Here is a 21,178-nt window from a genome sequence, read left to right on the forward strand (position 1 = left end):
GTTCGAATCCTCCCGGATGCACCATATTCTCCGAGATAACAGCCATACTGTTGTTTCATGGTCTGCGAGACAATCGCAAGCACCAGGGAGGATAACGTTGCGTTAGCAACGGCCCGAAGGGTGAGGCTCAGCCGAGTAATCCTCCCGGATGCACCATCACTTCTTGTTATTCCCCTCAGCAGTTTAATTGTTCGTCATACTCTTTCTTATCCCAGCCAGAATCAGCGACAAAAACCCTTACATACGATAAAGTAACGTTTTGTAATCCTTCTGCGAGAGCACGATGTACGCACAGTATGACGGCCTGATCTTCGATATGGATGGCACCCTCCTCGACACCGAACCGACGCACCGCAAAGCCTGGGATGATGTTCTTGGCCGATATGGTCTGCGTTTTGATTTTGAAGCGATGGTGGCTCTTAACGGCTCGCCGACCTGGCGTATTGCGCAGGCGGTCATCGAGCTGAATCAGGCCAGTCTGGATCCACACATGCTGGCGCGCGAAAAAACCGATGCGGTAAAAGCGATGCTGCTGGATACCGTGCAACCGCTACCGCTGATTGAGGTTGTTAAAACCTGGCACGGTCGCCGTCCGATGTCGGTGGGAACGGGCAGTGAAAGCGCGATTGCTGAAGCCCTGCTAAGCCATCTGGGCCTGCGTCATTATTTTTCTGCGGTCGTTGCTGCCGATCATGTGGCACATCATAAACCTGCACCGGATACCTTCCTGCTTTGTGCAGAGCGGATGGGCGTAGCGCCTGCAAAATGCGTCGTGTTTGAAGATGCCGATTTCGGTATTCAGGCCGCGCTTGCCGCAGGAATGGCTGCCGTGGACGTCCGCTTACTGTGAGTGACGTGCTGTCACTAGCCTCTTTATTCGCCAGCAGTTTTTTAAGCGCCACGCTTCTGCCCGGTAATTCCGAAGTTGTGCTGGTTGCCATGCTGCTATCAGGCCTCAGTCAGCCCTGGTTACTGGTAGTAATAGCAACAATGGGTAATAGCTTTGGAGGGCTGACTAACGTTATTCTTGGGCGATTCTTTCCGCTACGCAAAACATCGCGCTGGCAGGAAAAGGCAGCGGGCTGGCTAAAACGCTATGGCGCTGCCACGCTTTTATTAAGCTGGATGCCTGTAATAGGTGATTTACTGTGTCTGCTGGCGGGATGGATGCGCATCTCCTGGGGGCCAGTGCTCTTTTTTTTATGCCTTGGCAAAGCGTTGCGCTATGTTCTTGTGGCGGTCGTCACTTTGCAGGGTATGACGTGGTGGCACTAATTGGACTGTTTGTGACCTTGAACCATGACAATTATGCTAAATAAAATGATTTTGACAGGCGGGAGGTCGAATTGATCCCGGACGTATCACAGGCACTGGCCTGGCTGGAAAACCACCCTCAGGCTCTGAAGGGTATTCAGCGTGGTCTTGAGCGCGAAACGCTGCGCGTTAACGCGGATGGCAGTCTTGCAACGACGGGCCACCCACAGGCGTTGGGTTCGGCGCTGACACACACATGGATCACCACCGATTTCGCCGAAGCGCTGCTGGAGTTCATTACGCCGGTAGACGGTGATATTGATCACATGCTGACGATTATGCGCGACATTCACCGCTATAGCGCCCGCAATCTGGGTGACGAGCGGATGTGGCCATTGAGCATGCCGTGCTACATCGACCAGGGTCAGGACATCGAACTGGCGCAGTACGGCACCTCAAACATCGGTCGTCTGAAAACGCTCTATCGCGAAGGATTAAAAAATCGCTATGGCGCGCTGATGCAGACGATTTCTGGCGTGCACTATAACTTTTCGTTGCCGATGGCATTCTGGCAGGCGAAATGCGGTGAGACGGATAAAGAAGCGATCTCTGCGGGCTATTTCCGCCTAATCCGCAACTACTATCGCTTTGGTTGGGTTATTCCGTATCTGTTCGGTGCGTCGCCGGCGATTTGCTCCTCTTTCCTGCAGGGCAAACCGACCACGCTGCCGTTTGAGAAAACCGACTGCGGGATGTATTACCTGCCGTACGCAACCTCTCTGCGCCTGAGCGACCTGGGTTATACCAATAAGTCGCAAAGCAATCTCGGAATTACGTTTAACGACCTGCACGAGTATGTGGCAGGATTAAAGCGGGCGATCAAAACCCCGTCGGAAGAGTACGAAAAGATCGGACTCGAAAAAGACGGTAAGCGCCTGCAAATCAACAGTAACGTTCTGCAGATTGAGAACGAACTGTACGCGCCGATCCGCCCGAAACGCGTTACGCGCAGCGGTGAAACACCGTCTGATGCGCTGCAACGCGGTGGCATTGAATACATCGAAGTGCGTTCTCTCGACATCAATCCATTCTCGCCGATTGGCGTGGATGAGCAGCAGGTGCGCTTCCTCGACCTGTTTATGGTCTGGTGCGTGCTGGCCGATGCGCCAGAGATGAGTGCCGACGAATTGCTGTGTACGCGCACTAACTGGAATCGCGTGATTCTGGAAGGGCGTAAGCCTGGCCTGACGCTGGGCATTGGCTGCGAAACCGCTCAGTTCCCGCTGGCGAAAGTGGGTAAAGATCTGTTCCGCGATCTTAAGCGCGTGGCCCAGACGATGGACAGCGTGTACGGTGGTGAGGAATACCAGAAAGTCTGCGACCAGCTGGTTGAAAGCTTTGATAATCCAGACCTGACGTTCTCGGCGCGTATTCTGCGTTCGATGATCGATCAGGGGATTGGCGGCACCGGTCGTTCGCTCGCGGCGCAGTATCGCGATAGTCTGCAGCAGGAGCCGCTGGAGATATTAAGTGAAGCGGATTTTGCTGCTGAACGTGAAGCCTCTGTGGCGCGTCAGCGTGAGATTGAAGCGGCGGATACGGAGTCGTTTGCTGCGTTTCTGGCGAAAAACGCCTGACAGAAAAGAAAAAGGCCACATCGCTGTGGCCAAAATAACATCTCTGAAGAACAGGGATGATGATAACAAATGCGCGTCTTTCATATACTCAGAGTCGCGTTGGTAAGAAGAGTTCAGTTTATTTTAAAAAAAATCACTTTCGGAGGTGACGTATGCCGTTATTAGATAGTTTTACTGTCGACCATACCCGTATGGAAGCGCCTGCTGTACGTGTTGCGAAGACCATGCATACCCCGCATGGCGATACGATCACCGTATTCGACCTGCGTTTTTGCATTCCGAACAAAGAAGTGATGCCCGAGCGCGGCATTCATACCCTGGAGCATCTGTTCGCCGGTTTCATGCGCGATCACCTCAACGGCAATGGCGTTGAGATCATCGATATCTCCCCGATGGGCTGCCGTACCGGTTTCTATATGAGCCTGATTGGTGAGCCGCAGGAAGCCCGCGTCGCTGACGCCTGGAAAGCGGCGATGGCCGATGTGCTGAAAGTGAAAGAGCAGAACCAGATCCCGGAGCTGAACGTTTACCAATGCGGTACCTACGAGATGCACTCTCTGGAAGAGGCGCAAGAGATTGCCCGTCATATCCTTGAGCGTGATGTTCGCGTGAACAGTAACGAAGAGCTGGCACTGCCAAAAGACAAGCTGCAGGAACTGCACATCTAGTCGATCACCCGGCCCTCAGTATTGAGTGCGCCGGGTGTATTTAATAACCGCCGTAATTAGTTTCTTTATAAATTCCTAAAACAATATCTCTCGTTGTGAATCCTTTTCTTTGTGTCTATTATTGCTGCCAACATATGGTAGTTATTTATATATATCACATCTATGGATAATGATGGTGACATCCATTTATCGTAATTATATATCGTTGCGATAATGATAGCTCTGTTCATATTCATGGAGTGAATTATGATTCAGAGGGATATATGAAATTTCATTTTACTGGCTCCGCGATTCTATTTTCTGCACTTTTACTTTCAGCATGCAGTTCGACCACCCCCACTACGCCAATCGCCAAGGCCCCTGCTGAGCGCAAGCAGGAAGCGCAGTGCTATCAGGAGTTTTCGGCGCTGCAAAAACTAGACCCCGTTGCGTATGAGTCTTACCGCAAGCAATTCGATAATATTAATAAGAATTATAAGATTTATGAGGCAAATAAATCGCTGGTGGATGAGAACGCTTCTGAGGTGATGCTGACGGAGATTAATAAAAAGTTATCATTAGTTTGTGTCAGGATCCGCAGTACCGTCTATTCCAATATGATGAACCGCGCGAATGAAATGAATAAATTATGAATAAATATTTTAGTGCAGCACTTTGCTGCGGATTATTACTGTCGACAGGGACGTCGTCTTCAGCAGGAACAGACTTGCTGGATCAGTTGAATAAAGAGAACATTATCGGCAATGATTCACCCAATCCCTTTATTGCACCTGAAGTGACCCCATCAAGACACCAAACGCCTTCATCGCTGCTCGCACCCCTTCCGCCTAAAGCGAAGCCTGCGCCTGTTTCTGAAACCCGCTCCCGACAGGCTGCAGCACGGGATGCGCAGCGTGCGGCCCTTACGCAGGAGAAGCTCACACATCTGAGCAGTCAACTCCAGACGGCGAATGATAAAATCGCCGCACTAAGCCAGGCGTTGGCCGCGGTTCAAAATGAAAAAGCCGCCCTCGAAAAAGCGGCGGTAGCCGGGCAGAGCCGCAACGATCATAGCGAAGACATGCTCGCGCTGAAGAAACAGCAGTCAGAGACCCGTGCGCAAAAACTGGCGTTGGAAAGCCTTGTTGCGACGTTAAATAACGCGTCCAGCGGTGCAAAAGAGAAGAGTGCCGCTTTAGCCGCGCAGCTCACGCAATCAACAGACCAACGTACAGCGTTAAGCAAACAGCTCGCAGATGCCCAGAATCAGAAAAAGGTCCTTGAAGATCAACTGACCGCCATAAAATCGTCCAGCACCGGTGACAAGCAAAAAAGCGTTGAGTTAACGGAACAGTTGAACAAAACCACCGCCCAGGCGAGTGATATTGCACAGCAGCTGGATACGCTCAAAAAGCAGAAGCTGGAACTGGAAACCGTGCTCAAAAACGAGCGGATAAAAGCGGATATCGTGGCCAGCCAGTTTGAGGATGCGAAAAAGCTTATCGCGGCTCAACAGGCGCAATTGACAGTCAAGCAAACCGATGCCGGCAGCGAAAAAGAGAAAACATCCCAGCTGGTGAGCAAGCTGGACGCGGCGGACAAAGAATTTGCCAGCCTGAAAAAACAGCTTGAAGAAGCTAAAGCGCAAAATGCCGCCCTGCAGCAACAAGCCCAGCAGCAGGATAAAAGGGTACAGGAGCTGACGCTTGCCAGCCAGCAGGTAAAAGCCGAAGCCGGTAAAGATACCCCCGCGACCAAAGGCGTGAAAATTGATGCCGCTACCGGGAAAGATACCCGTACCAGCTACGCGGTAGGGACGTGGTACGGCGATAACGCTTCGCGTGAAAAAGACAAAATGACCAGCGTGGGTAAAAAGCTGGATCTCAATGCCTTCATGCAAGGCTTCAACGACAAGGTCAATAATAAGGTCCAGCTGACGCCGGATAAAATATCCAATGAGCTGATGGATCTCGATAAGCTGCAGAAAAAGCAGTTCGTCTCCACCAAAGCGCAAAACGAGAAGCAGAGTAAAATCCTGCTCGATAAAGCGGCAAAAGAGCGGGGGGCGGTGAAAACGGCGGAGGGTTCGGTGTACCGGATCGTTGAAGTGGGTGAAGCACCGCTGGTCACCACGAACAGCGATATCATCACTGAGCTGAATGAAGTGCTGGGTACGGGCAAGGTGATGTCTGACAAAGAGATCCGCGCCACTCACGTGAAAGATTTGCCGCCGCTGTATCAGACGGTGGTCAAAAAGCTGGGGCTTGGCGGCGTGGCGAAAATCCATATCCCGGCGAAGCAGGCTTACGGCGAAGCGGGTATCCCGGGCTTTGTCCCGCCGGGTACGGTTTCGGTGATCACCATTAAGATTGTCGGCATCAAATAGCACACCGCTTAAGCATAAAAAAAACGGATCTGCATGCAGATCCGTTTTTTATTGTCGCAAGGCAGCTTAGTGCGCGCCACCGCCTTTGCCACCCGCCCCGAACGGCGGTTTGGCAAACCATATCAGTCCCAGCAGCACGATGAACACCCCCGCCGACATCCAGAAGATCTCGTTGGCCGAGATAATCAATCCCTGAGCGGTGATCTGCTGTGCAATCCAGCCGGACGCCTGCTGCTGCGTCATCCCCAGATCCTGCAGCTGACCATACACTTCCTGAGCCTGCGGATTGAACGGATTCACCGATTCGGTCAGCTGCGCATGGTGCAACGACTCCCGGTTGGTCCACATGGTGGTGGTCATCGAGGTCCCGATAGACCCCGCCAGGGTACGCATAAAGTTCGACAGACTGGATGCCGCCGCCATCCGTTCCGGCGGCAGGCCGGAGAGCGTAATGGTGGTCAGTGGCATAAAGAAGCACGCCACGGCAAAGCCCTGGATAAACTGCGGCCACGCGGAGGCGCCAAAGTCCATCCCCGGCTCAAACGTATACGCACGCCAGTAGAAGCACACCGCATACATAATGAAGCTGAACGTCACCAGCCGACGCATATCGAGCTTATGGGCAAAGCGACCAATTATTGGCGACAGTAGTACCGGGATAATCCCGACCGGCGCTGACGCCAGCCCCGCCCAGGTTGCGGTATAGCCGTATACCTCCTGCAACAGCTGTGGCAGGAGCACAATGGCGCCAAAGTAAAGCATGTAGGCAAGGCTGATACACAAACAGCCGATGGTAAAGTTGCGCGACTTAAACAGCGAGAGATCGACTATCGGGTTATCGTCGGTCAGCTCCCAGACAATCAGGAAGCTTATCGCCACCACTGCCACCACGGTCAGGACGATGATCTCCTGCGAGGCAAACCAGTCCAGCTCTTTGCCGCGGTCGAGCATGATCTGCAGACTGCCGATGCCCAGAACCAGCAGCGCCAGCCCTACGCCATCAATGCGTCGCTGTTCGATGCGGGTTTCGCGGCCACGCAATGACTGCAGGGTCAGCAGCACCACTACCGCACCAATCGGCACGTTGATAAAGAAGATCCAGCCCCAGTGGTAATTATCGCTGATAAAGCCGCCCAGAATCGGCCCGCAGATCGGCGCGACGATCACCGTCATCGACCACAGCGCCAGCGCGATAGCGCGTTTGGCGGGCGGATAGTTGTTAAGGAGCAGGCTTTGCGACAGCGGGATCAGCGGCCCGGCCACAATCCCCTGGATCACGCGGAAGAAGATCAGCATGGTAAGGCTGCTGGACATCCCGCACGCCCAGGAGGCGATAACAAAAGCGATGGTCGACCACAGGAACAGCTTCACTTCCCCGACGCGCTTTGCCAGCCAGCCGGTAATCGGGATGGAGATAGCATTCGCCACCCCAAACGAGGTGATCACCCATGTCCCCTGGCTCAGGGATGAGCCAAGGTTCCCGGCGATGGTCGGGATCGCCACGTTAGCGATGGTGGAGTCCAGCACCTGCATGAAGGTCGCCAGCGACAGCGCAATGGTCATGATAACCAGCTGCGCGCCTTCCAACGGTTTTTGCGGTTTTTGCTGTTGCATAACGCTCACCTTCGGATTAACCGGCGTTTGCCTTCACGATGTCATCGATCAGCTTATTCACCGGCTCAAGGCTAATTTCACGGGCATTACTTTCGTAAGCCGGATTGGTACGCGCCTGATTTGCCAGCATCTGACCGTCGCGGTTAGCGGTATCAACCGTCACCAGCGTCGACAAACCGATACGCAGCGGATGATCGGCCAGCTGCTTCTCGTCCAGCTCGATACGTACCGGCAGACGCTGAACCACTTTGATCCAGTTCCCGGTGGCGTTTTGGGCGGGCAGCAGAGAGAAGGCGCTGCCGGTGCCCATATCCAGGCCGACAACTTTACCGGTGTATTTCACCTCGTCGCCGTAGATATCGCTGACGACCGTCGCCGACTGGCCAATACGCATATGCGCCAGTTGGGTCTCTTTAAAGTTTGCGTCAATCCACAGATGCGTCGCCGGAACCACCGCCATCAGCGGCGTTGAGGTGCTGATCTGCGCCCCAGGCTGCACGGCACGGCGGGAGACATAGCCGGTCATCGGGCTGACGATTTTGGTTCGCTCCAGCGCCAGCCAGGCATTGCGCACGTCGGTCGCAGCCTGTTTCACTGCCGGTTGCTGATCGAGCGTAGTATTCAGCACCATCGCCTGGTTGGCGTTGAATTGCTGAATAGCGACGTCGAGCTGGGCCTGAGCACTGGCTACCGCATCACGAGCGTGCTGCAGCTCTTCGCGGCCAATCAGGTTAGCACTGCCGAGCGGTACGCGACGGTTGAAGTCGCTTTGCGCCTGGGCCAGCGCCGTTTTTTGCACGTCAATGCTGGCCTGCAGCTGCTTGCTGTTGATCATCTGCTGACGGGTCTGACGCACGCTCGAGGCCAGAACGGTCTGGGCTTTTTCAAACGCCTGCTGGGCATCCGTAGGATCCAGCGTCACCAGCACGTCGCCTTTCTGCACAAAGTCGGTATTGTCAGCCCAGACTTTCGTCACGCTGCCCGACACCTGCGCCATAATCTGAACCTGGTTCCCTGCCACGTACGCATCATCTGTTTCTTCAGAATGACGCAGTACTAAAAACCAATAAATCCCATATGCCACGGCAATAATAATAAAGAGCAAGGTCAGCACGAGAAGGGCGCGCTTGCGTTTGCCTTTCTTGTTAGCTGGTTGCTGCGGGGTTATGTTCTCCGCATTTGCGCTCATGTTTTTCTCCACGATCTTATTTTTCACATCGGCTGAGCCGACCTGTTATCAGAAAGGCCAGCAGTATGACCTGCTGGCCTGTCGGTTTTCTTTTTATGAATCTGGATTTTAGAGCGTGTCGTCGCGTTAGCGCAGCGCCTCAAGGATGGCGCCATCTTCATCCATCTGGTCCAGACGGGTGAGCAGCTTGCGCGTGATCTGCTCGAGCTGTTCTTTCTCGGTGCCACTCAGAGAAGACCAGAGTTGATGCAGACAATGGTGCTGAGGAGGAAGGACCTCACGCAGGAAATCGTGACCTTTCTCGGTCAGTTGCAGATGCAGACAGCGACGGTCGTTGTCGCTTTCACGGCGCTCAATCCAGCCGCGTTTTTCCAGCTCATCGGCAATACGGGTCGCATTGGTACGGGACGAGCCCAGCGCGCAGCTTAACTCTGATGGCTGGATGCTGTGATTTTCCTGAGACTCCAGGGTTATCAACGCCATAAATAACGTCTCGTTAATCCCTTGAGCTTTCAGCATCTTATTGCGATTTTCCAGCAGCTTGCCCTGCATGTGCATGCAGAGACGCGTTAACAGGATTTCCTGATAAGGGAAATCAGCGTAGCGACTGGCGCGGAATTTAAGCATTTGTTCAATGGGCGTAAACGAACTATCCATTTGGGCATAACCTCATTAATTACAGCCGATATAGTAACGACAGTGACAAATAATGTAAATGAATTATTTGCGCGGAATAAATCCGTCAGACAAATCTCACTGTCATCAAGTGCCGGGTAGATCCGTGACCCGGTAAGCACAGAAGGGAGGGGATTACACTGGCAATACGGGGATTTACTCTCAGAAATTAACTATTCATGCGGTTTTTTAATACATTCCCACATATAAATTCCTGATGTAAATGATTCAGTCACCTTAACAGACTGAGGGGCGTCTTAATACCCTAAGACACCCCAAACGAATGTAAACCTTAGTGAATTGCCTGCTGGAGATGGTAGCCGCGCCACCAGACCAGTAGATTCAGCACCGCGACCACCACGCCAGCCGCGCAGACGCCGCTCCAGCCGGCATGTTGCCACGCCGAGGCAGAAATCAGGGAACCGGCAGCACCGCCGATAAAGTAGCTGGTCATGTACCCGGCGGTCAGACGGTTACGCGCATCCGGCTTGACGCGGTAAATCACGGTCTGGTTGGTGATATGCACCCCCTGGACGGTGAGATCGAGCACCAGGATCCCGACAATCAGCGCCAGCACCGAGACGTGTCCGTACCAGATGGCTGCCCAGGAGAGCAGCAGCAGTACCAGTCCGGCGGTAGTGGTGAGGTGCGATTTCCCCTTATCCGCCAGGCCGCCCGCCGGTCGTGCGCCCAGCGCGCCCGCCGCGCCCGCCAGGCCAAACAGGCCAATCATCCCCTCGGAATAGTTAAACGGTGGGGAGGCGAGCAGGAAGGCCATTGAGGTCCAGAGGATGCTGAAGTTGGCGAAGGTAAAACAGCCCAGCAGCGCACGGGTGCGCAGCAGCTTATCATGGGTGAACAGGCTGAAGACCGAGCCGAGAAGCTGCGGGTAGTTGAGGGTATTTTCCTGCTTCACTTTCGGCAGGCCGCGCCACAGGGCCAGCGCCATAAAGACCATCAGCACTGACGCCACCCAGTACACGGTACGCCAGCCACCGATGCCTGCCAGCAGCCCCGAGACGGTACGCGCCAGCAAAATCCCCAGCAGCAGGCCGCTCATAATGGTACCCACCACTTTACCGCGCTTATCCGGTGAGGCGAGGGTCGCGGCCAGCGGCACCAAAATCTGCGCCACTACCGAGAACAGGCCGGTCAGGGCGGTGCCGAGGATCATCATCGTCAATGACTGACTGGAGGCGGTAATCAACATCCCGCCCGCGGCCAGCAAGGTCATGGAGACGATCATCGCCCGGCGTTCGAACATATCACCCAGCGGAACGAGGAACAGCAGGCCCACCGCATACCCGAGCTGGGCGGCGGTGACGATAAATCCGGCGGAGCTGGCCGAGAGTGAAAAGTTGCGGGCGATGGTTTCCAGCAGCGGCTGCGCATAGTAGTTACTGGCGACGGTCAGACCGGTTGCCACTGACATCAGCAGGATCAGTGCAGGGCTAAGCCCTTGATTGGGTTTTGTCATTAGGTTTTTGAAATCATTAGTTGAGTGATTATTTTATCGGAAACCATAATAACGGATGCAGGCAGAGGAGGGGAATTTTGTGGTGATGGATTGTGCGGTTTGTCCCCTCACCCCGGCCCTCTCCCCATAGGGGAGAGGGTGTAATCGTCCCCTCTCCCCTATGGGGAGAGGGTTAGGGTGAGGGGGAGGTGTTACGAACTTACTTCTGCGCTGCCAGCGCCTCGTTCACCCAGCCGTCAAACTGCTGCTGGTGGGCTTTGATCCAGCCGTCAACGTGGCCCTGGACATCGGCTTCGGACGATTTGCCCGCATGCATCATCGCGTTCTGCGCATTGATATCCGCCAGCGGCAGTTTCATTACCGAGAACAGCTTCGCCGCCGCCGGGTTTTTCTCGGCCCAGGCAAGGTTCGCCACAATATGCATGGTGTTCACCGGGAAGCCATAGTTCATGCCGTTAGGCAGTTTGGTGTCGATACCTTTCTGCTCGCCCGGGAGGGAAGAGAACGGTACCTGCAGCCAGACCACATCTTTACCCGGCTTCATCACGTCGCTCACCCAGTACGGCGTCCAGGTGTAGTAAATAACCGGCTTGCCTTCTTTGAAGCGGGCGATGGTGTCGGCCATCATCGCCGAGTAGTTGCCATGGCTGACGGTAACGGTCTTGGCCAGGTCGAACGCCTCGTTCTGGTGATTAATCACCGCTTCACAGCCCCAGCCCGGCGAGCAGCCCATCATGTCGGCCTTGCCGTCACCGTTGGTGTCGAACAGTCTGGCAATCTTGGGATCTTTCAGCTGTTCAATATTGGTGATGTGATACTGGTCGGCGGTTTTTTTGTCGATCAGATAACCCTGCGCGGCACCGGTCACGAATGTCCCCTGGCGATAAAACTTCTTATCGCCGCCCGCTGCGGCATACATATCGTCATGCAGCGGCTGCCAGTTCACCGCCGTAAAGGTGGCGTCGCCCGCAGCAATCGAGGTGTAACCGACGTTGTAATCCACTTCGCTCGGCTTGCTGACCGTGTAGCCCAGCTTCTCCAGCGCCCGGCTCACCAGCCCGGTCTGGAATGACTCTTCGGAAATGGTGCTCTGAACCGGTTGAACGGTAATGCCTTTGCCAGGCAGGTCAGCAGCAAAGCTGCTGGCAGAGACAAGGGTGGCAAACGCTGTGGCAAAAAGTACGTTATGTCGCATCGTTGTTCCTTATTGTGTGAAAGGTCGGGTGAGTAACCCGATTGGGCCGGTGGTGTACCAGCGACGGTTGCCACGACTGCGCGAGTCGCGACCGACGGCCTGCGTCAGGCGGTCAAGAATAATGGCGAGGATCACGATCCCCACGCCGCCCACGGTCGCCAGTCCCATATCGAGACGGCCAATCCCGCGCAGCACCATCTGGCCGAGTCCGCCAACGGCGATCATTGAGGCGATCACCACCATCGACAGCGCCAGCATCAGCGTCTGGTTAACCCCCGCCATAATGGTGGGCATCGCCAGCGGCAGCTGGACTTTAAACAGCATCTGGCGCGGGCTGGCACCAAACGAACGCGACGCTTCGATAAGATCCGCCGGCACCTGGTTAATCCCCAGAATGGTCAGACGCACAATCGGCGGCAGGGCGAAGATAATCGTTACCACCACACCCGGCACGTTACCGATCCCGAACAGCATCACAATCGGCACCAGATAGACAAACGCCGGAGTGGTCTGCATCGCATCCAGCAAGGGCCGAATAATCTTCGCGGCTCTGGGACTGCGCGCCAGCCAGATCCCCATCGGCAGGCCAATCGCCACGCAGAACAGCAGGGCGGTCAACACCAGCGCCAGGGTGATCATCGCCTGCGACCAGGCCCCAATCGCACCAATCGCAATCAGCGAGATAAGCGTGGCGATGCCCATTCCCGCGCTGCCAAACTGCCAGGCAATCAGCGAGAAAATCACAATCGCCACCGGGGCAGGCATCCCCAGCATCAGCTGCTGGAAGCCGTTAAGGATATAATCCACCGGCACGCGAATGCCCTGGAACAGCGGACGGAAGTGGGTCACCACCCAGTCGATGCCCTCGGTCACCCAGCTGTCGAGCGGGATCAGCGTTTTATGGAACGGATCCATAATATTGAAGTGTTCTGGCGCAGGCGCAGGTGCGCTGGTCAGCCAGTCGGCAGCACCGCCGCCGTCTGTAGGTGCTGCCGCCGGTGCGGAGCCCCACGCGTCAGCAGATTGTGCCGCGCTGTCCGCCGCCTCGGTGGTTCCCCACGGGTTTGATTGATCAGCCATTGTTTGCCCCCTCGCGATCTAAAGCCTGCAGCAACATGCGTTTTGAGATGATGCCGACGTACTGTTGTTCTTCTCCGACGACCGGTACCGCACACGGCGCCTGGCCGACGTGGGAGAGCAGCTCGCTGAGCGGCGTTTCGGCGTCGACGGCAAGCGGGACGTCAATAAGCGCCATATCGATACCCTGGTTTTCGCTGAGCGCGGTTTTCAGGGAGTCAATAGAGACCACACCAACAAATTTATTGCCGCGTTCAATCACATAGCCGTATTCGCGATCTTCATCCTGAAGTAATTTCAGCGCCGAGCGCGGGCCAAAGCCGGGGGTGCGACGAATAATGCCGTTTGGCGTGCGACGGGCAATATCTTTGGCGCTAAAGACCTGGCTAATATCCACGCCACGGAAGAAGGTGCGCACATAGTCATTGGCCGGATTATTGAGTATTTCATCCGGGGTACCGACCTGCACCACTTCGCCGTTTTGCATAATGGCAATTCGGTCGCCAATACGCATCGCTTCATCCAGATCGTGGGAAATAAAGACAATGGTGCGCTGATGTTTTGCCTGCAGTTTTACCAGCTCATCCTGCATCTCGGTACGAATTAAGGGATCGAGTGCCGAGAAGGCTTCATCCATTAATAAAATATCGGGATTGATGGCTAATGCACGGGCCAGACCAACGCGCTGGCGCATACCGCCGGAGAGTTCATCCGGGTAGGCATGGGCGTAATTTTCCAGCCCCACCTGACGCAGCGCATCCAGCGCTTTTTCCTGACGTTCGCCGGTCGGGATACCGGCTAATTCCATGCCAAATGCCGCGTTATGTAATACCGTTAAATGCGGCATCAGGGCAAATGACTGGAAGACCATCGCAATCTTTTTTCTGCGCACCTCACGGAGTTCAGCGTCCGATATTCTGGCGATGTCGACGCCATCAATCAGCACCTGTCCGCGGGTGGGTTCAATCAGGCGATTGAGAAGGCGAACCATAGTGGATTTACCCGAGCCGGATAATCCCATGATGACAAAAATCTCGCCTTCTTCAATGGCCAGACTGGCGTCTTTAACGCCAAGCGACAGCCCGGTTTTTTCCAGGATTTGTTCTTTTGAAAGTCCTTTTTCAATATATTTGAAGGCCCTCTGTGGGTGCTCGCCAAATACTTTATACAGATTCTTAACTTCTAATTTAATTGCCATGCAATAGAAAATGTCCTGTTATTTGTTTATGTCGATATCATTACCAGTAGAATAATTAACGGGTCATACCCTAACATACTCAGAATCTGAGACAACCCTCGATTAGCATGTGGCATGAATTTTGCCGCCGATGACCTGGCTGAATTTCCCATGAGATAAGGGCTGAGCGGTGGATCAATTTTTCTTCGGAAATATCTTATTGTAAGGGCAATTCAGGCGAGAATAACGATGAAGCAGGAGAATATGACAGGGAAATGACGGTGATGATTGGGGGAAAATAACACGCCGAAATCAGGGGAATTATATTCCCGTCCTGCGCGTCATATTCCTCGGTTTTTTCTTACATCAGGGCGTTCTTATCGATCCCTAAGCGCTTCATGCGCGACAGCAGCGTGGTGCGCTTCAGGCCTAACCGATTTGCCGCGCCTCTTGGCCCGGCGATCACCCCATTAGTTTCTTTCAGCACCCGCATAATGTGTTGATATTCCTCCTCGCCTTCACGGATCTCGCTGACGGCGGTTTCCGGTGCAGCGGCGTTCGCCACGCGCGGGAAATCAATATCCGGCAGCGACAGCTGGAGCACGTTGCCGCGGGTCAACAGCACCGCGCGTTCAATCACGTTTTCCAGCTCACGCACGTTGCCCGGCCACTCCATTTTACTCAGCTGGCGTAGAGTATCTGCCGGAATACTGTCGATCTGGCGGCCCAGTCGATGGGCAATTTTGAAGGTGAACGACTTCACCAGCAGGGGAATATCTTCCGGACGCTCGCGCAGCGGCGGCAGGAAAATCGGGAACACGTTGAGGCGGTAATAGAGGTCGCTGCGGAATTCACGATCGGCGACCATTTGCGTTAAGTCGCGGTTAGTTGCAGCAATCAGGCGCACGTCGGTGTGAATAATACGGTTGCTGCCGAGGCGCTCAAACTCCTGCTCCTGCAGCACGCGCAGCAGCTTGGGCTGCAGTTCAACCGGCATATCGCCCACTTCATCAAGGAACAGCGTGCTTTTATCCGCCAGCTCGAATCGGCCAATACGCTGGGCGCTGGCCCCGGTAAAGGCCCCGCGCTCGTGGCCGAACAGGTCGCTTTCCAGCAGGCCGGCAGGCATCGCCGCGCAGTTCATCTTCACCATCCGCCGATCGCTGCGCCCGCTCAGGTTGTGAATGGCACGGGCAATCAGCTCCTTCCCGGTGCCGGTCTCACCCAGAATCAGCACCGTGCTGTTGCTCCGGGCGACCATCTCTACCTGCTTCATCACCGTCATCATCGGCGAGCTGCGGCCAATAATTTCGCCAAAATCGGTGGCGACGTTGTTGATCTGCTCGGTGAGGGCAAGGTTTTCGTCGATCAGCCGCTCCTTGAGGTGGCTAATCTCCCGATAGGAGAGGGCATTATCTACGGCAATGGCGATGCGTTCGGCAATCTGGTTCAGCAGCTTGACGTTGGCGGCGGTAAACACCTGGGCCTTGCACTGGGCCAGCTTCAGGGTGCCGAGCACCCGGTCGCGGAAGATCAGCGGGAACAGGCACAGGGTCTGATCTTGCTCGCCCCACATATCAAACAGCATTCTTTCGTAAGGGGCGTGCTGATCCCGATGGTGCAGGTTCAGCATCAGCATCTTCTGGTCACGCATCACTTTTTCGGAGAGGGTGCCTTTTTCGTCCACCTCGCTCTGATCGTGCAGCGGCGCGTTTTCATCCAGGTAGTGGGTGGAGTAGACGATGAGCTTTCCTTTGCGGTCGCTGCGCAGCACCATGCTGATGGAATCAATGCCGAAGTTGTGCTGAATTTCGCGCGAGACCTCGGTTACCAGCTCATCCAGGTCGAGCTTCGACAGCACGGCGTTGGTGATGGCGACCAGCAGGCGAAAATCGTTGCGCTCCCGGCACAGCAAATCATAGCTTTCGCTATCGTTGCGGCGGGCCTGAATCTGCTCGACGGCCAGGCCGACCGCCTGGGTCAGCGTCTGCAGGCGGGAAAAGTCGTTATCGCTCCAGGGCGTATCCTGGCTGCGCAGGAACTCGCAGCCGCCGAAGATCCGCCCGTCGGCGGCCAGCGGCGTCAGGCAGTAGTGGGCAAACGGTGGGTAACATGCCAGCCCGGCCAGCGCCGGCCAGGTATCGCGGAAGGTGTCTGCCTTACAGTGCAGTACGTCCGGGCGCGAAAGCATCCGGCGGAACGGTCCGTTCGCCAGCGGGGGCTCATCTTCACAGCGGATATCCCGTCCCTGATCGTCGCTGCCGTACAGATACACCCGTCGCGGCTCCGGCTGCCAGAGCAAAATATTAACGTGGTCGGCGAGGTCTATCTGCCGGACGTGCTGGGTCAGCACCTGTGCCAGGGCGCAGAGATCGGGTTGTTGCAGCAGAGTACGGGTAATATCGAACAAGCCTTGATCAATAGGATCGTTCGTCGGTGTATACGACATGCGTGATATCCAGAAAATGAGAATCGACAGTCAGCAAATACGCGGCAGCGGTTCGGCATGGGGCAAATTCAGCGTGCGCTTCACGCCGTACAGTCCGGTGAGGCGGACCCCTTTGCGCTCCACCACTTCGCCGATAATCGCCGCATTCTGACCTAACGGCTGCTGATGTAATAAGGCTAGCACCTGTTGTGCCGCGCTGCGCTCAACGACGATTGCCAGCTTGCCTTCGTTGGCGAAGTTGAGCGGATCTAACCCCAGCAGTTCGCATGCGCCGCGTACCGCGGATTTCACCGGCAGGGCGCCTTCCTGCAGCTCAATGCCGCAGCCGCTGCTGGCGGCAAACTCGTGGGCGACGGCATTCACGCCGCCGCGCGTGGCGTCACGCAGGGCTTTTACGCCGGGCACATCACGCAGCGCCTGAATCAACGGCGTCAGCACCGCGCAGTCGCTTTGCAGATCGCCTTCGAGACCTAAGCCTTCGCGCAGGTTGAGGATGGTCGCGCCGTGATCGCCCAGGGTGCCGCTCACCAGCAGCACATCGCCGACCGCAATCTGGCGCATCCCCCAGTTTAACCCGCCGGGAATAGAACCGATACCGGCGGTATTGATAAACACCTTATCCGCCGCGCCGCGCGGCACCACTTTGGTATCGCCGGTGACAATGGTGATCCCCGCCGCCGCCGCCGTTGCGGCCATGCTGGTGACGATGCGCTCGAGGGTTGCCATCTCCAGCCCCTCTTCCAGAATAAAGCCGCAGGAGAGCCAGCGCGGGACAGCCCCGCTGACGGCGACGTCGTTGGCCGTGCCGCATACCGCCAGCTTGCCGATATCGCCGCCGGGGAAGAACAGCGGATCAATGACATAGCTGTCGGTGGAAAAGGCCAGCCGGTCGCCGTGTGCGGTTAGCTCATGTAGCGGAATGCGGGCCTGATCTTCCTGTTCGTTCAGCAGCGGGTTGGCGAAGGCGCGCATAAAAAGCTCGCCGATCAGCTGCTGCATGGCCTGTCCGCCGCTCCCGTGGGCGAGGGTTATCTGTTTCAACTTTCACACTCCTGAGAACGGTACTGATACCAGGCGCTACACGCCCCTTCCGATGACACCATCAGCGCGCCAAAGGCGCTTTGCGGCGTGCATTTATTACCAAACAGCGGACACTGCGCCGGTTTGCAGCGCCCGGTCAGCACTGCCCCGCAGCGCGCCTCTGGATCGTCGCAGACGGCCTGCGCCTGCGGCGTGAAGTGATGCTCGGCGTCAAACAGGCGATAGCCTTCGGTCAGGTGTACGCCGGAGTGCTCAATTACCCCCAGCCCGCGCCATTCGCTGTCGCCTTCAATACCAAACACCTCGGCTATCGCCGCCTGTGCCACGGCGTTACCCGCCTCCGGCACAATGCGGCGATACTGATTTTCGACCCGACTGACGCCTTCGATCTTCTGCTCAACCAGCATCAACACCCCCTGCAGCAGATCGACCGGTTCAAACCCGGCCACCGCCAGCGGGCGGTTATGATCCCCGGCGATAAAATCGTAGGCATGGGTGCCAATCACCATGCTCACATGTCCCGGAGCCAGAAACGCGTCGATGCCGTTTTCCGGCTGTTCGAGCAGGCTTTTCAGCACCGGGATCAGGGTGATGTGCTGGCAGAAAAAGTAGAAATTCGACACCTTCGCGGCCTTCGCCTGGCGCAGGGTCAGGGCGGTGGCGGGCATGGTGGTTTCGAATCCGAGGCCGAAAAAGACCACCTTGCGATCCGGATTTTGCTGGGCCAGCTTCAGGGCGTCGGCGGGGGAGTAAATCACCCGCACGTCCGCGCCGTGCATCCGGGCATCCAGCAGCGAACCGTTTTTACCCGGGACGCGCATCGCGTCGCCGAAGGTACAGAAGATCACCTCCGGGTGGTGGGCAATCTCAATACAGGTGTCAATGCGGCCCATCGGCAGGACGCACACCGGACAGCCGGGGCCGTGGATAAACTCGATGTTGTCGGGCAGGAGCTGATCGAGCCCAAACTTAAAGATGGCGTGGGTGTGCCCGCCGCACACCTCCATGATCCGCAGCGGGCGCTGGGCGGTATAAGTTAATGCCCCGGCGCGGACCTTGAGGGTCTCAATCAGGCGCATCACCTTCTGCGGATCGCGGTATTCATCAACAAAGCGCATTAGCGATGCTCCTCGCCAAACAGCAGCGAACCCACGTCCGGCTCGACGTCGAACATGTTCTGCAGGGCGGCGAGGGTGTCCAGCGCCTCCTCTTCATCTATTACGCTCATCGCAAACCCCACGTGGACCAGCACCCACTGGCCGAGGCGGCTGTTGCCGTTTTCGTCATGGATACCGACCAGGGTCAGATCCACATCGCGCAGGATGCCGCAGACATCGACCTGGGCCTGCATGCCATCGTGGATGGCGCTAATTTTACCAGGAACGCCTATGCACATCGCTGCGTCTCCAGCCAGTCAAGCCAGGCATCCATGCCGTCGCCGCGAGTCGCGGAGACCAGCAGGATCTCGATTTCCGGGTTCACTTCCCGGGCGGCGGCGAGGCATTTCTCGACGTCAAAGGTGAGGTACGGCAGCAGATCGACCTTATTCAGCAGCATGATAGACGCGGCGGCAAACATATGCGGGTATTTCAGCGGTTTGTCCTCGCCCTCGGTGACCGACAGCACCGCCACCTTATGACGCTCGCCAAGGTCGAAGCTTGCCGGACAGACCAGGTTACCGACGTTTTCGATAAACATAATCCCGCCGTCATCCAGCGGCAGGCGCTGCATCGCGTCATGGATCATCTGCGCGTCCAGGTGACAGCCTTTGCCGGTATTGACCTGAATCGCCGGGGTGCCGGTGGCGCGAATGCGTTCCGCGTCGTTCACCGTCTGCTGATCGCCTTCGATCACCGCGCAGGCCACGCGCTGCTGCAGGCGTTTTAAGGTTTCCGTCAGCAGGGTGGTTTTACCGGAGCCGGGGCTGGAGACCAGATTCAGCGCCAGCTGCTTTTTACGGCTGAACAGCTCGCGGTTGCGCCGGGCCAGCTGATTGTTCTTGCCCAGCACGTCCATCTCTATCTCGACCATTTTGCGCTGGCTCAGGCCCGGCGCGTGGGTGCCCGCTTCGCCGTGACCGTAATCCAGCTGGCCTGTGCTGGCTTCAGCGGGGGCAAACGGCGTCGCGTCAATGCGCGTGACGCGCAGCGCCGGGCGTGGGGCAGGGGAGAACGGGGCGCTGCGAAAAGCAGAGTGAGGATTATGCTCGTCGCCTTCTATATATAAGTTGCCCTGGTCGCAACCGCAGGTGGTACACATGGTTTACTCCTGTTCAATTTCCAGACGGGTGATATGCAGCCCGTCGTCGGCAACGATATTCAAATCGCTGCCGCCGCAGTCCGGGCAGCGGCGCACGCGGTGGGTTAATAGCTGGACATACTGCTCGCAGTCCCGGCACCAGCATTCCGCCTGCTGCTCTTCCAGATGCAGGTCGCAGCCTTCGGCGACCGTCTCCCGGCATACCAGCTCAAAGCAAAACTGCAGGGCGCTGCTTTCCACGCAGGAAAACGCGCCAACGCGCAGCCACACGCCGGTGACCCGCTTGGCGTGATGTTCATGAGCCTGGTGTTGAATCAATTCCAGCGCCTGCTGGCAGAGGGTGATCTCGTGCATAGTGCGTTTCCTGGTGACGTCTTACCGGGTAATAGCAATATTGATGCCAGGTTTTAGTTAAAGCCGGGGAGAGGGTGTCTGCGCGCGGACAAAGATGACGAAATGACATGTCATTTTGTGTTGTTATTCACAACTTAAATTCAATTAATTATATAAATCAATAAGTTAAAAATTGGCATGGAACGTGCTTAATGCAGTCAACTTCTTCAAAAAGAGCATTAGGTATTTCACCATGAACCTTTCCGAATTAAGCGAGAAAGCAAATTTTATTGCCGGACAGCAGCGCGTCCTGCGTACCCACTGGAATCACTACGGCAACTCATTGATTCAGGGCATTACGCTGTCTAAAGCCAGTCTGCACCTGAGCGTGGCCAGCAATACGGATAGCGGGCTGGGCTTCTGGCTGTTCGACCACTTCCTGATCCGCGTCACCCCTGAACAGGCGTTCAACGGCCATGTCTTTCACTACACCGTCGAAGCGCGGGACGAACAGGCCAGCGTGCTGATTGCCCGCGCCCGGCTGGGCGCTGACGGCCTGCTCGACGGCAGCATCAGCGTGGATGAGCGCGAGGCGGTGCTGTCTCATTTCCTCGATACCATCAGCGGGATCTACGCCGCGCTCTATCAGGCAACCGAACGCGGCGAATCGCTGACGCTCGAGACGCTCGCCAAACACCACGCTGTGGCCTGAATACGCTGTCGACAGGTGTCGAAATGACACTTTCGACACTTATCGTCAAAAATGAC

General features: G+C 56.1%; 20 protein-coding genes. 7 read left to right on the forward strand and 13 right to left on the reverse strand.

From position 1 onward, the window contains the following. Positions 1–283 precede the first annotated feature (283 nt). From yqaB to M8014_RS07495, 6 genes are all read left to right on the forward strand, one after another. Positions 284–850, forward strand: coding sequence for a fructose-1-phosphate/6-phosphogluconate phosphatase (yqaB, locus tag M8014_RS07470; protein ID WP_271281892.1), 567 nt, complete (start codon positions 284–286; stop codon positions 848–850). Beyond that, complete coding sequence (locus M8014_RS07475; protein ID WP_271281893.1) at positions 847–1,275, forward strand: VTT domain-containing protein; 429 nt, start codon at positions 847–849, stop codon at positions 1,273–1,275. The genes yqaB and M8014_RS07475 overlap by 4 nt, the downstream gene beginning before the upstream one ends. A gap of 71 nt (positions 1,276–1,346) precedes the next feature. Next, on the forward strand, positions 1,347–2,891 hold the full coding sequence (gene gshA, locus M8014_RS07480) for a glutamate--cysteine ligase (RefSeq protein ID WP_271281894.1): 1,545 nt from the start codon (positions 1,347–1,349) through the stop codon (positions 2,889–2,891). Positions 2,892–3,043: 152 nt separating this feature from the next. Further along, on the forward strand, positions 3,044–3,559 hold the full coding sequence (gene luxS / locus M8014_RS07485) for an S-ribosylhomocysteine lyase (protein ID WP_271267416.1): 516 nt from the start codon (positions 3,044–3,046) through the stop codon (positions 3,557–3,559). A 263-nt stretch (positions 3,560–3,822) separates the two neighbouring features. Then, positions 3,823–4,191 (forward strand): hypothetical protein, encoded by a 369-nt coding sequence (locus tag M8014_RS07490; protein WP_271281895.1) that lies wholly within the window; start codon positions 3,823–3,825, stop codon positions 4,189–4,191. A 74-nt stretch (positions 4,192–4,265) separates the two neighbouring features. Further along, positions 4,266–5,924, forward strand: coding sequence for an FKBP-type peptidyl-prolyl cis-trans isomerase N-terminal domain-containing protein (locus M8014_RS07495; RefSeq protein ID WP_271281896.1), 1,659 nt, complete (start codon positions 4,266–4,268; stop codon positions 5,922–5,924). 66 nt (positions 5,925–5,990) lie between these two features. On the opposite strand, the gene emrB is transcribed toward M8014_RS07495, so the two are convergent. The 13 genes from emrB to hypA all read right to left on the reverse strand — a co-directional run bounded on the left by emrB (position 5,991) and on the right by hypA (position 20,431). Then, positions 5,991–7,538, reverse strand: a complete 1,548-nt coding sequence (gene emrB, locus M8014_RS07500; protein WP_271281897.1) for a multidrug efflux MFS transporter permease subunit EmrB — start codon at positions 7,536–7,538, stop codon at positions 5,991–5,993. A 16-nt stretch (positions 7,539–7,554) separates the two neighbouring features. After that, positions 7,555–8,727: a multidrug efflux MFS transporter periplasmic adaptor subunit EmrA gene (gene emrA / locus M8014_RS07505; RefSeq protein ID WP_271281898.1), complete on the reverse strand. Its 1,173-nt coding sequence runs from the start codon at positions 8,725–8,727 to the stop codon at positions 7,555–7,557. A gap of 126 nt (positions 8,728–8,853) precedes the next feature. Continuing rightward, entirely contained in the window at positions 8,854–9,384 is a 531-nt protein-coding gene (gene mprA, locus M8014_RS07510; RefSeq protein ID WP_271281899.1) for a transcriptional repressor MprA, read from the reverse strand. 310 nt (positions 9,385–9,694) lie between these two features. Next, complete coding sequence (locus M8014_RS07515) at positions 9,695–10,879, reverse strand: MFS transporter (RefSeq protein ID WP_271281900.1); 1,185 nt, start codon at positions 10,877–10,879, stop codon at positions 9,695–9,697. Positions 10,880–11,078: 199 nt separating this feature from the next. Beyond that, on the reverse strand, positions 11,079–12,074 hold the full coding sequence (proX, locus tag M8014_RS07520; RefSeq protein ID WP_271281901.1) for a glycine betaine/L-proline ABC transporter substrate-binding protein ProX: 996 nt from the start codon (positions 12,072–12,074) through the stop codon (positions 11,079–11,081). 9 nt (positions 12,075–12,083) lie between these two features. Then, positions 12,084–13,154 carry a glycine betaine/L-proline ABC transporter permease ProW gene (proW, locus tag M8014_RS07525; protein WP_271281902.1) on the reverse strand — a complete coding sequence of 357 codons (1,071 nt, stop codon included), beginning with the start codon at positions 13,152–13,154 and terminating at the stop codon, positions 12,084–12,086. Beyond that, positions 13,147–14,349: a glycine betaine/L-proline ABC transporter ATP-binding protein ProV gene (proV, locus tag M8014_RS07530; RefSeq protein ID WP_271281903.1), complete on the reverse strand. Its 1,203-nt coding sequence runs from the start codon at positions 14,347–14,349 to the stop codon at positions 13,147–13,149. The genes proW and proV overlap by 8 nt, the downstream gene beginning before the upstream one ends. A gap of 340 nt (positions 14,350–14,689) precedes the next feature. Next, positions 14,690–16,777, reverse strand: coding sequence for a formate hydrogenlyase transcriptional activator FlhA (gene flhA, locus M8014_RS07535; protein WP_271281904.1), 2,088 nt, complete (start codon positions 16,775–16,777; stop codon positions 14,690–14,692). A 30-nt stretch (positions 16,778–16,807) separates the two neighbouring features. Continuing rightward, positions 16,808–17,818, reverse strand: a complete 1,011-nt coding sequence (gene hypE / locus M8014_RS07540; protein ID WP_271281905.1) for a hydrogenase expression/formation protein HypE — start codon at positions 17,816–17,818, stop codon at positions 16,808–16,810. Then, positions 17,815–18,936 (reverse strand): hydrogenase formation protein HypD, encoded by a 1,122-nt coding sequence (hypD, locus tag M8014_RS07545; protein ID WP_271281906.1) that lies wholly within the window; start codon positions 18,934–18,936, stop codon positions 17,815–17,817. Before hypD ends, hypE begins: the two co-directional genes overlap by 4 nt. Next, complete coding sequence (locus M8014_RS07550) at positions 18,936–19,214, reverse strand: HypC/HybG/HupF family hydrogenase formation chaperone (protein ID WP_271281907.1); 279 nt, start codon at positions 19,212–19,214, stop codon at positions 18,936–18,938. Before M8014_RS07550 ends, hypD begins: the two co-directional genes overlap by 1 nt. Then, positions 19,205–20,077 carry a hydrogenase nickel incorporation protein HypB gene (gene hypB, locus M8014_RS07555; protein ID WP_271281908.1) on the reverse strand — a complete coding sequence of 291 codons (873 nt, stop codon included), beginning with the start codon at positions 20,075–20,077 and terminating at the stop codon, positions 19,205–19,207. The genes M8014_RS07550 and hypB overlap by 10 nt, the downstream gene beginning before the upstream one ends. Positions 20,078–20,080: 3 nt before the next feature. Next, positions 20,081–20,431 carry a hydrogenase maturation nickel metallochaperone HypA gene (hypA, locus tag M8014_RS07560; protein WP_271281909.1) on the reverse strand — a complete coding sequence of 117 codons (351 nt, stop codon included), beginning with the start codon at positions 20,429–20,431 and terminating at the stop codon, positions 20,081–20,083. Between the two features lie 232 nt (positions 20,432–20,663). Between hypA and M8014_RS07565 the strand changes: the two genes are divergently transcribed. Continuing rightward, positions 20,664–21,122, forward strand: a complete 459-nt coding sequence (locus tag M8014_RS07565; RefSeq protein WP_271281910.1) for a transcriptional regulator — start codon at positions 20,664–20,666, stop codon at positions 21,120–21,122. The last annotated feature ends 56 nt before the right edge of the window (positions 21,123–21,178 follow it).

This window comes from Silvania hatchlandensis (genome assembly GCF_025564065.1).
Classification (GTDB): Bacteria; Pseudomonadota; Gammaproteobacteria; order Enterobacterales; family Enterobacteriaceae; genus Enterobacter; species Enterobacter hatchlandensis.

What these genes read in the sequence shown, in the direction of transcription:
- yqaB (WP_271281892.1), top strand. Translation starts at nt 284, where the DNA reads ATGTACGCACAGTATGACGGCCTGATCTTCGATATGGATGGCACCCTC.
- luxS (WP_271267416.1), top strand. Translation starts at nt 3,044, where the DNA reads ATGCCGTTATTAGATAGTTTTACTGTCGACCATACCCGTATGGAAGCG.
- M8014_RS07490 (WP_271281895.1), top strand. Translation starts at nt 3,823, where the DNA reads ATGAAATTTCATTTTACTGGCTCCGCGATTCTATTTTCTGCACTTTTA.
- emrB (WP_271281897.1), bottom strand. Translation starts at nt 7,538, where the DNA reads ATGCAACAGCAAAAACCGCAAAAACCGTTGGAAGGCGCGCAGCTGGTT.
- emrA (WP_271281898.1), bottom strand. Translation starts at nt 8,727, where the DNA reads ATGAGCGCAAATGCGGAGAACATAACCCCGCAGCAACCAGCTAACAAG.
- mprA (WP_271281899.1), bottom strand. Translation starts at nt 9,384, where the DNA reads ATGGATAGTTCGTTTACGCCCATTGAACAAATGCTTAAATTCCGCGCC.
- M8014_RS07515 (WP_271281900.1), bottom strand. Translation starts at nt 10,879, where the DNA reads ATGACAAAACCCAATCAAGGGCTTAGCCCTGCACTGATCCTGCTGATG.
- proX (WP_271281901.1), bottom strand. Translation starts at nt 12,074, where the DNA reads ATGCGACATAACGTACTTTTTGCCACAGCGTTTGCCACCCTTGTCTCT.
- proW (WP_271281902.1), bottom strand. Translation starts at nt 13,154, where the DNA reads ATGGCTGATCAATCAAACCCGTGGGGAACCACCGAGGCGGCGGACAGC.
- proV (WP_271281903.1), bottom strand. Translation starts at nt 14,349, where the DNA reads ATGGCAATTAAATTAGAAGTTAAGAATCTGTATAAAGTATTTGGCGAG.
- flhA (WP_271281904.1), bottom strand. Translation starts at nt 16,777, where the DNA reads ATGTCGTATACACCGACGAACGATCCTATTGATCAAGGCTTGTTCGAT.
- hypD (WP_271281906.1), bottom strand. Translation starts at nt 18,936, where the DNA reads ATGCGCTTTGTTGATGAATACCGCGATCCGCAGAAGGTGATGCGCCTG.
- M8014_RS07550 (WP_271281907.1), bottom strand. Translation starts at nt 19,214, where the DNA reads ATGTGCATAGGCGTTCCTGGTAAAATTAGCGCCATCCACGATGGCATG.
- hypB (WP_271281908.1), bottom strand. Translation starts at nt 20,077, where the DNA reads ATGTGTACCACCTGCGGTTGCGACCAGGGCAACTTATATATAGAAGGC.
- hypA (WP_271281909.1), bottom strand. Translation starts at nt 20,431, where the DNA reads ATGCACGAGATCACCCTCTGCCAGCAGGCGCTGGAATTGATTCAACAC.
- M8014_RS07565 (WP_271281910.1), top strand. Translation starts at nt 20,664, where the DNA reads ATGAACCTTTCCGAATTAAGCGAGAAAGCAAATTTTATTGCCGGACAG.